Consider the following 11,249-nt stretch of genomic DNA (forward strand, 5'->3'; position numbering starts at 1 on the left):
CTAATGACTAGAAATATTATTGGTATATCTGCTTTTTACCACGATTCTGCATGTTGTATAATTCAAAACGGAAAATTAGTAGCCGCAGTACAGGAAGAACGATTTACAAGAAAAAAAAATGACCCAGATTTACCGGTTAAATCTTTTATGTATTGTTTAGATGAAGCAGGAATAAGCATTGCCGATATTGACTGTATTGCATATTATGAAGATCCAGTAAAAAAATCGGAACGTCAATTGTGGAGTGGAAGTACTCAAATTTCCGCAGACTCCATTCAGGAAATGGATCCGAACCACGTCATAAAACAAATTCGCAAAGAATTAGGATACGACGGACCTATCAAAATTTACGAACATCACCAATCACATGCAGCAAGTGCATTCTATTTTTCAGAATTTGATTCTGCAGCTATTCTAACAGTAGATGGAGTAGGAGAATGGGCAACCACAACATACGGAACAGGAAAAGATAACAAAGTTGAGCTTTTTGGAGAAGTAACATTCCCAGATTCAATTGGACTCTTATACAGTACCATTACCAGCTATTTAGGATTCAAAGTAAACAGCGGAGAATACAAAGTGATGGGATTGGCTCCTTACGGAGATGAAAAATACTTGCCGCAAATGCGTCAGCTATTGCACCTAGAAGAAGACGGGAAATATAGTCTAAATTTAAAATACTTTGACTTTTTACGTGGAGAACGCATGTATTCTGACGAATTGCCAAAATTATTCGGAATTCCAGTAAGAGAAACAGATACAGACATGTTGCAACACCACATGGATATTGCAAAAAGTTTACAGCGTTTCTTAGAAGAAACATTAATTAAAATGGCAAACTATCTGCACGAGAAAACAGGAGAAGATAATCTATGTATGGCTGGAGGAGTTGCACTAAACTGTGTAGCAAATGGTAAAATATTAAAAAATTCGCCTTTCAAAAAAATGTATGTACAACCGGCAGCAAATGATTCAGGTTGTGCATTAGGAGCTGCAGCATTGGCATACACAGAATTATATCCTGAAGAAAAAATTGAACCATTACACAATGTATATTTAGGGCCACACGGTACCGCAAAAGAGATTGAAAACTTACTAAGTGCCACATCTTTAAAATATGAAGATTGTAGAGCAGAAGGAGATGCTATTGAAAAAGTAGCGCAGAAACTTGCCGAAGGAAAAGTAATTGGTTGGTACAATGGACGTATGGAGTTTGGACCAAGATCATTAGGAGCACGCTCCATATTGGCAGATCCGCGCATATTGGATATGAGAGATCGTATCAATGCGATGGTAAAAAAACGAGAAGGTTTCAGACCATTTGCACCCGCAGTATTGGAGTCAAAAATGTATGAACACTTTGATATTGATCATCCATCTCCTTTTATGTTAGAAACGTGTCAGGTAAAATCAAGAATAGATATGCCAGCAATTACACACGTTGATAACTCTGCGAGGATTCAATCAGTAAATGATGATCACAATCCAAGATTTGCAAAATTACTACGTGAATTTGACAAACTTACAGATTGTCCAATTCTATTAAATACATCTTTTAATATTAAAGATGAACCAATTGTTAGTTCACCAGAAGACGCTTTGGTATGTTTTATTACTACTGATATAGATTGTTTAGTACTAGAAGATTTCATTATCAGTAAAGAGGGAAATGAAATTACCATGCTTGAAATGATTAATAACAACTTTACAGAAAGAGGACGCTTCGAGCTAAATCCAAATGTTTACACTTTCATTTAATCCTTTAAAAAGAGAAAAAATCATGTCAAGACCTTCAAAATTACATAAAGCAGTTGCTACTGACTTAGCAACATTATTACCGATCACAGAAGAAAACCAACAAAAAGCATTTGACTTAATGGAAAAACTAGGATACACACGTCCTGAAGAAACCGAAGAAGAAACGCTTGAAGAAGATCCTTTCAAATCACACATTGGTATTTACAAACCAGAAATAAAAGACGGAAAAAAATACTATCACAGAGACATTCTACAAAAAGGAACGTGGAGTTTCTTTGCAGATGTACAAACCATTCCGCCAAAATCTGATAAAAAACGAATCGTACTCTTGGGTGAGTCGGTAACAAGAGGATTTCTATTAGATCCGGAATACACGCCAGCGATTGTATTAGATCAACTATTAAAATCATACAAAGAAGAAGTTGATTACGAAATCATTGATTTAGCTGAAACTAACTTAGGAATGGCTGGAATCAAAGAACGATACATTCAATGTATGGCACTTGAGCCAGATATGGTTGTCTTTTTAGCGGGTAACAATTGGCGAGAAGACTTATTGTTCTCCTTAGGAAGCAGTCCAGAAAAATTACAAGCATTACAAGAATTAATGCAAGGTGAAGAAGGAATTGCTGCTGTAAAACCTTTAATAGAAGAATATTTCAGTGACCTTGTAGATGACTTCTTAGGCTTTGTCTCTAATATTTCAAAAGAAAATGGAGTTCCTGTATTATTTACAATTCCAGAATACAACTTACTCGATTGTAAAAGTACACCTGCAGAACGAATCGTTTCTGAATTGCCGTATGACAAACTAAAAACGTGGATTCTTGCCAAAGAAAAAGCAGAAGCGAATCTTGCGGATGGTAATTTAGATACGTGTATGGATGAAGCCAAAAAAATGGTGGAAGTAGATCCAAGTCATCCATACGGATTTGAATTGCTTGCAGATTGTAGCATCAAAAAAGAACAATACGAAGACGCAAGACATTACTATGAATTGGCTAGAGATACGGCACTTTTTTGCAGAACCAATAGCAAACCAAGAACATTCAAAATAGTACAGCAAACCATATTAGCAAAAGCGGAAAGTCACGGAATCAAAGTAATTGATTTACCAACGGTTTTTAAAGCACACTTAGATGGAAAAGTTCCGGGAAGAGATTTATTCTTAGACTACTGTCACTTTAGTGTTGAAGGAATTCAAATTGCAATGGAAGCTGTTTACAAAGTAGTACTTCAAGAATTTAATGATACTAGAAAAACACACAAAGAAGTAAAAAGTATCATTCCATCCAATGAAGGATTAGCATTAGGACACTTATTTGCAGCAATACACAATGCGCATTGGGGACAATCGTATGATATTCTATTACATCACTGTTCAGAAGCATTAGCAAAATCGAAAGACATTGCTAAAACAATGGTTTACTATTGTGATATGATCAGTAGAGCTGCCGCAAACAATGTGTGTAAATCGCTTGAAAAAATATTGGAAGACAATACAAAACTAGACAGATACGTACACGCGCTAATTCCTGCAAGAAACATGAAAAACATGGAACTGGAATTGGTAGATGCAATGACAACAGTTTTAAAATCGCATGGAGTAGATATTACAAACTACCTATTAAAAATTCGTTTGGACGAACACGATATCAAAAACAGACGCATCAACTTATTGCAAAACTATTACCATGCAACTTCGTATGATGAATATCAAGGACAAAAAACGGCGTTTTTGCAAGCAAGAGATACAAAATCTGACTTTTTCTTTGTTACAGATGCAAAAAATAATGCAGAATTAACCATCTCATTGCGTATACCAAGAATCATAAATGAAAATAATGATGAGGTAACTGTATATGTAAACGATACAGAAGTAATCAAAATTGGAGTAAGTAGTACATGGCAAACACATACTATTGATGTATCAGCAGATGTACTTAAAAATGGTATAAACGTATTCAAAATAAAATGGCCATTAGTAGCTACAAGCAAAGAAGATCAAGACGATAACTCTTCAACAGCGATACTAGATGCTGCTTTCCGTGTATTTGGAGAAATATGCAACATGACAGTTTCTGGAGCGCAAAACTCAGTCTCTTCCTAAGCACAACCAAAACCATAAATTCACTAACAAAAAATTAATTATGAAAAAAATATCACATAAAGAGTATATTATAATTGGTGCTGGTCCTGCTGGTTTGCAATTAGGGTATTTCATGCAAAAAAATGAATTGGACTTCTTAATTCTTGAAAAAAACGATATATCAGGATCTTTCTTTAGAAGCTATCCTCGTCATAGATCATTAATTTCTATCAATAAAGTATTCACAGGATACGACGATAAAGATTTCAATCTAAGATTTGACTGGAACTCGTTAATTTGCGATAAAGATGAACTACAATTCAAAGAATACAGCAGAAAATATTTCCCAAAAGCAGATACACTTGTTGAGTATTTAAACGATTTCGCTACTGGGTACAATTTACCAATAGATTACGGAGTTGAAATCACTAATATAGGCAAAGATGAAAAGTTTTTACTAACAGCATCAAATGGAGATTCATACACCTGTAATCATTTAGTGGTTGCAACAGGTTGGGTTAAACCTTACGTTCCTAATATTCCAGGTATAGAATATGGTATACATTACATGGATATGGATATCAACAAGGAACTCTATCAAAATAAAAGAGTTTTAATTGTAGGGAAAGGAAACTCTGCTTTTGAAATAGCCGACGATTTAGTAGATACTACTGCGGTTACACATGTTTGTAGTGGTAGTACTATAAAAATGGCATGGAATACGCATTATGTAGGAGATGTAAGAGCGGTAAACAATAACTTTTTAGATACCTATCATTTAAAATCTCAAAATGCAGTTTTAGATGCTGACATCACTAAGATAAAGAAGGAAAACGGACAATATGCAGTTACAGTTACATATAACAACATTGCAGGAGAAGAAGAAGAATTAGTCTACGATAGTATCATTTTATGTACGGGCTTTAAGTTTGACAATTCTATTTTTGAAGAAAATTGCAGACCAGAAGTAGTGATTAGAGGTCGTTTTCCAAATCAAACACCTGATTATCAATCTGTAAATGCTAAAGGTGTATACTTTGCAGGAACGCTTACACACATGCGTGACTACAAAAAGCAAGCTTCAGGATTTATACACGGATTTAGATACAATGCATCATTCTTGGCTAGAATTTTAGCATATAGAAATCACAACATTCCATTGCCATCAACCGAAATAGCTTGGGAAACAGATGCGCTAACTGATCAAATCATAGAACGCATCAATAACAATTCTTCATTATGGAATCAATATGGATACTTTGGAGATGTTGCTGTTATTGAAGACAACAAAGTACGATACTATGAAAGTCTTCCTGTAGATTTCGTTAAAGAACAAATGATGGGTGAGAACAATGAATACTTCATCATCACTATGGAATTTGGGGAGAAAAAGGAGAAAGGCGATCACTTATCTAACACACGTGTACACAGAGACGATGTTGATAATGCTAAAAACAGTATTTTCATTCATCCAATTGTACGTCACTTCAGAAACAATGAAATGGTACGCGAATTTCACATCATTGAAGACTTAGAAGCTGTATGGAGAGAAGCAATTCATATTGATCCATTGAAAAAGTTTATCAAGTCAGTAAATGATCTTTATAAAGTTGCGGAATAAAAACAGCTTATCAACTTGATAAGTAGTATCAATACAAAACATACCAATTTATAAAATATGTGTGGAATAAGTGGAATTTATAATTTCGATAGAGAACGTGTTGCCGATGAAAAGATCATAGTTCAAATGGCAAACAAAATACAACATCGCGGACCTGATGATGCAGCTTGCTATGTTGACGGTCACGTTGGTCTTGGCTTTGTGCGACTAAGTATCATTGATTTAGATCATGGAATGCAACCGTTTTTTAGTCCGGATAAATCCATTGTAATGACCTGTAACGGAGAAATCTACAATTACAAGGAATTGCGTCATAAAATGGAAGCTAAAGGATATACCTTTCAAACAAACTGTGATGTGGAAGTCATTGTGTATTTATACATGGAATATGGTGTAGATTTCTTAAACATGATCAACGGTCAGTTTGCTTTTGCACTCTATGACAAAAAGAATGAACTCCTATTCATGGCGAGAGATCATTTCGGAATCTGTCCTTTATTCTATGCAAATTTAGACGACGCTTTCATATATGGTTCGGAAATAAAAGCAATCTTAGAACATCCTGATGTGACTCGAAAAATTGATCACAAAGGATTAGATCAAATCTTTACATTTCCAGCAAACATTGCGCCAGTTACATTTTTTGATGATGTAAGAGGTTTAGAACCTGGACATTACGCGATCTTAAAAAACAATAAGCTAGAAACTAAAGAATACTGGAATCTAGATTATCCGACAAGTAATTACGACTATGGTAACAAATCAGAAGAATACTATGTAGAAAACTTAAATGATCTACTCTTAAAATCAGTTGACTATCGTTTAAATGCAGATGTTCCAGTTGGTTTCTACCTAAGTGGCGGACTCGATTCTTCCATGATTGGAGGCATGATGCGACACATAGACAAAGACAAAGAATTCAACTCGTTCTCCATTTGTTTTCCGAACACTGAAAACAAAGACATTAACGAGCAACGTTTTCAGCGCATGTTAAGTGAGAAAGTAAACTCTAAACACAACGAAATAGAATTTAGGTGGGACAATTTTGAAAGTAAACTGCGCGATGTAATTTATTATTCAGAATCTCCACTAAAAGAAACCTATAATATCTGTTCAATTGCTTTATCAGAAAGAGCAAAAAGTGAAAAAATCAAAGTAGTACTTTCTGGAGAAGGCGCAGATGAATTATTTGGTGGATATGCAGGGTATAAATTTGATGGACGACGTGAAGGAAACATCGGATATAAAGACTTAGAACACTTGCGAGAAGATGAGGTTCGGAAAAAACTTTGGGGAAATCCAGATTTCATATATGAAAAAAATGAAAACGAATTCAGAGAAACAAAACAAGCGCTCTATTCGTCACTACTAAACAAATCATACAAAGATTTCGATTGCTTACGCGAACCAGCAATTGATCATGCACGTATAAAAGGCAGACATCATTTTCATCAACGTTCGTATGTAGATTTCAAACTGCGTTTAGGTGGACACTTAATTGCAGATCATGGAGATCGAATGACTTTGGCAAACAATGTAGAAGGTCGCTATCCATTTTTGGATGTAGATCTTATCAATTTCGCTAAAACAATACCGCCATCATTGATGGTAAAAGATATGCAAGAGAAATACATACTCAAAAAAGTGGCAGAAAAGTATGTGCCTTCTCAAATAATAAACCGTGAAAAATTCGGATTTGTGGCGCCTGGAAGCCCACATTTACTTCGAACCAATAGTGAATGGGTAAATGATCTATTGTCTTACGATCGTATCAAAAGTCAAGGGTATTTCAATCCAGATACCATAGAACGTCTCAAAAAAATGTATAGTAGAGATGGATTTATTTTAAATCCACCATACGATTTAGATTTATTAATCATCGTATTAACTTTCAATATGTTCATTGATGTCTTTGATGTACCGAATGCTTCATAAATTTTAATTCTCTTTCTTAAAACCAACACTAAATGAATTTTATCAAAACATTATTAAACAGATCTAAAAAAGCCATGGGCTTCATGCTGATCTTAGGAATATTCAATAGTATTCTTAATGCGGGATTATTAATCTTTATAAACAACACCATTATCAGAGAACCAATTCCATTCTTTCCAGAATATGATTGGGCGTTTTTCATTGCCATTATTTTAGCATCATTGCTATGTTCTCGTTTCTTTCAAACGTACATGATTCGGTTAACCAATAACTTATTGTTTGATTTTGAAATAATGATTCTAAAAAAATTACGAATGGCTTCCTATCAAGATTTTGAAGATATAGGAAATGAAAAAATATACACAGCCATCAATGATACAAAAGTATTAGGAAATGTTCCTGAAGTATTCATGAATGCGTTCAACTCCTTAATCGTAATCTTCGTTTGTTTCGGATATCTATTCTACATCTCTCCAATTGGAGCTGGTTTAGTGGTGGTAACAATGGTTTTCTTATTAATCTTTTATCTAGTAAGAAACAATGCTATTGAGAAAGAATTAAATGAACGAAGAGACCTTCAAAACACGTACTATCAGTATCTAGCTGATATGTTGCATGGTTTTAAAGAATTGAAAATGGGAATCTTGCGAAACAATAATATCTTCAATAAATTCCTAGTAAAAAACAGAGTAAAAGGAAAAGACATTGCCATAGATACTTCTATAAAATATATGGATAATGAACTGACAGGATATTATAGTTGGTATATCATCTTAGGAATTGTCATGTTTGTATTACCAGGCGCTTTCAATATAAGTTCTGAAAAAACAACGGCTTTTCTAATCACAATCTTATACCTTATTGGACCTGTAGCGGTTTTAATTACGTTAATTCCAACCTATACAATGGTAAAAATTGCAGCAGAACGCTTAAATCTTATAGAGCAAATGCTTGATCCAATTCAGGACAAAATTGAAAAAACCAAGCTAAACGATGCAGAACCATTTAAAGAAATACAATTCAAAAACGTAACATATTTCTACAATGATGAAGAAAGAAACCAGAAATTTTACTTACAACCAATAAATTTGACCATCAAAAAAGGAGAAATCATATTTGTAACTGGTGGAAATGGTAGTGGTAAAAGTACATTTGGAAACCTACTTACAGGATTATATAAACCGTATGAAGGCGATATTTACTACAACGGCTTGCCTATTGACAGAGGTCAGTTAATGTATTACAGTGATAAAATCTCAGCAGTCTTTACTACAAACTATATCTTCAGTGAAAACTATGATGAATTTCAATTAGCAGCTGACAATAACGAACTCACAGCACATATTGATATGATGAAAATGCAGGAAATACTTCATCTAAATGAAGAGAAAAATGCATTTGATAAAAACCTGTCCAAAGGGCAACAAAAAAGGCTTGCGCTTATTTATGCACTACTAGAAGACAAAGAAATCATCGTATTAGATGAATGGGCAGCGGAGCAAGATCCTGGGTTTAGAAAATATTTCTATGAAGAAATATTACCACACTTAAAAGAGCAAGGGAAAACAATCATAGCAATTACCCATGATGACGAATATTATGACAAAGCAACGCGAGTTATCAAATTTAATTTTGGAAAAATTGTAAGCGATAAAGATAATTTGGCACAGTTTATGAAAAGTAAAACACAAAGGACTATAAAACAAGTAGGAAAAAGTTAACTTTATATGGTGAATTTAGTTTGTTTACATTTTGCAGGAGGAAACAAATATTCCTACACTCCTTTGGAAGCGTTTTTAGATCGTAACATTAAGTTGATTACACTAGAACTTCCTGGAAGGGGAAGACGATTTCAAGAACCTTTACTAACAAATGTAAATGAGGTCGTAAATGATTTATTTGAACAATTAAAAAACAACGTAACAAAACCGTATGCTATTTTTGGTCACAGTATGGGAGCGATTTTAACTCACTTATTGACGCGTAAAATAGTAGAAAGTGAATTTGCAAATCCAATTCACTTATTTGTTTCGGGTGCTAGAGCTCCAAAAATTAAAAGGCTTCCACCTTTTTATCACGATTTACCGAAAGATGAATTTGTAGATAAAATTAGAAAAATGGGTGGATGTCCAGAAGAAATACTAGCAGATGATGAACTTATGGCACTATTTGAGCCTCCGCTAAGAGCAGATTTTAAAGCGATTGAAACGTATGAATATAAAAAACAGGAACCTTTAAAAATTCCATTAACAGTTTTCATAGGAAACAAAGACAAAGTTACATGGGAAGAAGCAAAAGCTTGGCAAGATGAAAGTACGCATACCATTGATATCAAAGAATTTGAAGGAAATCATTTCTTCATATTTCAACACAAAAAAGAAATAACAGCGCTATTTAACTATTACATAAAAACAAAAACCTTATTAAATAACTATTAAATTAAAAACTATGAACGTAAATACTAAAACACTAGTAACCGCTTTAATTACACTATTTATTGTCTTTTCTGCAACTGCCCAAAAGAAGATGAATGTAGATGTAAAACCCAATTTAATAATGACCTACTCAGCTGACGGACCTCAAGGAAGTCAAGTATTATTTGCATTAAAAATCAATGAAATGGATGCAGAAACTGTTAAGTTCAAATACACGATGAGTAACGGAGACAAACAGTTTTCTGGAAACTGGGTAATGTCTGCAGAAGGATTAGAAAGTGGAAAATACTTTAACTGGCAAGGTCTTGGACCTGGAGAAGTAAGAATTCTTCCTAAAGATCAAACCATATTTAGTGTATCAAAAGCGTTTTTTGACGAAATAAAAAGCAAAAAAACGGCACAATATGATGAGAAAACTTTCGAATTGAAAGAAATTCCAAAAGGAAAAGAAATCAAAATTGATGGAGAAGAAGTGGACGCAATATACATCGTTGAAAAAGATGGGGAAACACAATATTGGATTCTTAACAATAGAGATTTACCTTTCATCATCAACTCTAATGGTGCACAAGGACCTTCATTTAAACTTTCTAAAGTAGGAATGGGTAAATAATAAAAAGGGAACAAAAATAAAAATTAATGCAGAATGTATCTAGAAAATTTCTAGGTACATTTTGTATTAATACAAAAAATCATGAGAGTTTATTATGCTAACATAAACCAGCCGCTAAACACTTTTGACTTTCAAAGGTATCTTGACCAAATGCCGCTTGTTATTCAACAAAAAATTTGTCGTTACAAAAATTGGGAAGATGCACACACTTCGTTGGTAGGGAAACTATTGCTAATACAAGCTTTACAAGACATTGGGTTTCCAAAAATTGATCTATCTGTACTCACATACAATCAATACGGTAGACCTTCCATTCCTGGGAAAATAGACTTTAACATTTCACACTCTAAAACTTTAGTGATGTGTGTTGTTACAACCAACGGAAGTATTGGAATTGATGTGGAAGCACTAAAACCAATAGACAAAACGGATTTTTACAATTGTTGGACACCAACAGAAACGAAAGCAATCTATACAGATCTAGAAGAGTACAATACTTTTTACACGTACTGGACAAAAAAAGAAGCCGTAGTAAAGGCAATCGGAAATGGGCTAAACATTCCATTGCAAGACATAGAAATTACGGACAATCAGGCAACCGTACTAAATTATGGAAACTGGCACTTAAAAGAAATTCCACTTTCCGAACAATACATCGCTCATATTGCCACCAAAGAGCCCTACAATTCCCCCGTAGTTTTAATACAAAAACAATTTTCATAAGCTGAATGTTCATACAGCTTATACACAATTCAATATTCTCAAAAAAATAAGTCGAATTCTTTAAGAATAGATTTT

General features: G+C 33.9%; 8 protein-coding genes. All 8 read left to right on the forward strand.

The window, feature by feature from the left end; all coding sequences use genetic code 11:
- Positions 1-3: 3 nt before the first annotated feature.
- The 8 genes from H2O64_RS20520 to H2O64_RS20555 all read left to right on the forward strand — a co-directional run bounded on the left by H2O64_RS20520 (position 4) and on the right by H2O64_RS20555 (position 11,174).
- Entirely contained in the window at positions 4-1,758 is a 1,755-nt protein-coding gene (locus H2O64_RS20520; RefSeq protein WP_187564113.1) for a carbamoyltransferase family protein, read from the forward strand.
- 22 nt (positions 1,759-1,780) lie between these two features.
- A complete protein-coding gene (locus tag H2O64_RS20525) occupies positions 1,781-3,868 on the forward strand; it encodes an SGNH/GDSL hydrolase family protein (RefSeq protein WP_187564114.1) in 2,088 nt (695 codons plus the stop codon).
- Positions 3,869-3,908: 40 nt separating this feature from the next.
- On the forward strand, positions 3,909-5,468 hold the full coding sequence (locus H2O64_RS20530; protein ID WP_187564115.1) for an NAD(P)-binding domain-containing protein: 1,560 nt from the start codon (positions 3,909-3,911) through the stop codon (positions 5,466-5,468).
- Between the two features lie 57 nt (positions 5,469-5,525).
- Positions 5,526-7,403: an asparagine synthase (glutamine-hydrolyzing) gene (gene asnB / locus H2O64_RS20535; protein WP_187564116.1), complete on the forward strand. Its 1,878-nt coding sequence runs from the start codon at positions 5,526-5,528 to the stop codon at positions 7,401-7,403.
- A gap of 32 nt (positions 7,404-7,435) precedes the next feature.
- Entirely contained in the window at positions 7,436-9,124 is a 1,689-nt protein-coding gene (locus H2O64_RS20540) for a cyclic peptide export ABC transporter (RefSeq protein WP_187564117.1), read from the forward strand.
- Between the two features lie 6 nt (positions 9,125-9,130).
- A complete protein-coding gene (locus H2O64_RS20545; protein ID WP_187564118.1) occupies positions 9,131-9,841 on the forward strand; it encodes a thioesterase II family protein in 711 nt (236 codons plus the stop codon).
- 10 nt (positions 9,842-9,851) lie between these two features.
- Complete coding sequence (locus H2O64_RS20550) at positions 9,852-10,451, forward strand: hypothetical protein (protein WP_187564119.1); 600 nt, start codon at positions 9,852-9,854, stop codon at positions 10,449-10,451.
- Between the two features lie 81 nt (positions 10,452-10,532).
- A complete protein-coding gene (locus tag H2O64_RS20555) occupies positions 10,533-11,174 on the forward strand; it encodes a 4'-phosphopantetheinyl transferase family protein (RefSeq protein ID WP_187564120.1) in 642 nt (213 codons plus the stop codon).
- Positions 11,175-11,249 lie beyond the last annotated feature (75 nt).

This window comes from Kordia aestuariivivens (genome assembly GCF_014397005.1).
In the GTDB taxonomy this organism is placed as follows: Bacteria; Bacteroidota; Bacteroidia; order Flavobacteriales; family Flavobacteriaceae; genus Kordia; species Kordia aestuariivivens.

Excerpts from the sequence above, each read along its gene's own strand:
- H2O64_RS20520 (WP_187564113.1), top strand. The coding sequence starts at position 4 with ATGACTAGAAATATTATTGGTATATCTGCTTTTTACCACGATTCTGCA.
- H2O64_RS20525 (WP_187564114.1), top strand. The coding sequence starts at position 1,781 with ATGTCAAGACCTTCAAAATTACATAAAGCAGTTGCTACTGACTTAGCA.
- H2O64_RS20530 (WP_187564115.1), top strand. The coding sequence starts at position 3,909 with ATGAAAAAAATATCACATAAAGAGTATATTATAATTGGTGCTGGTCCT.
- asnB (WP_187564116.1), top strand. The coding sequence starts at position 5,526 with ATGTGTGGAATAAGTGGAATTTATAATTTCGATAGAGAACGTGTTGCC.
- H2O64_RS20540 (WP_187564117.1), top strand. The coding sequence starts at position 7,436 with ATGAATTTTATCAAAACATTATTAAACAGATCTAAAAAAGCCATGGGC.
- H2O64_RS20545 (WP_187564118.1), top strand. The coding sequence starts at position 9,131 with ATGGTGAATTTAGTTTGTTTACATTTTGCAGGAGGAAACAAATATTCC.
- H2O64_RS20550 (WP_187564119.1), top strand. The coding sequence starts at position 9,852 with ATGAACGTAAATACTAAAACACTAGTAACCGCTTTAATTACACTATTT.
- H2O64_RS20555 (WP_187564120.1), top strand. The coding sequence starts at position 10,533 with ATGAGAGTTTATTATGCTAACATAAACCAGCCGCTAAACACTTTTGAC.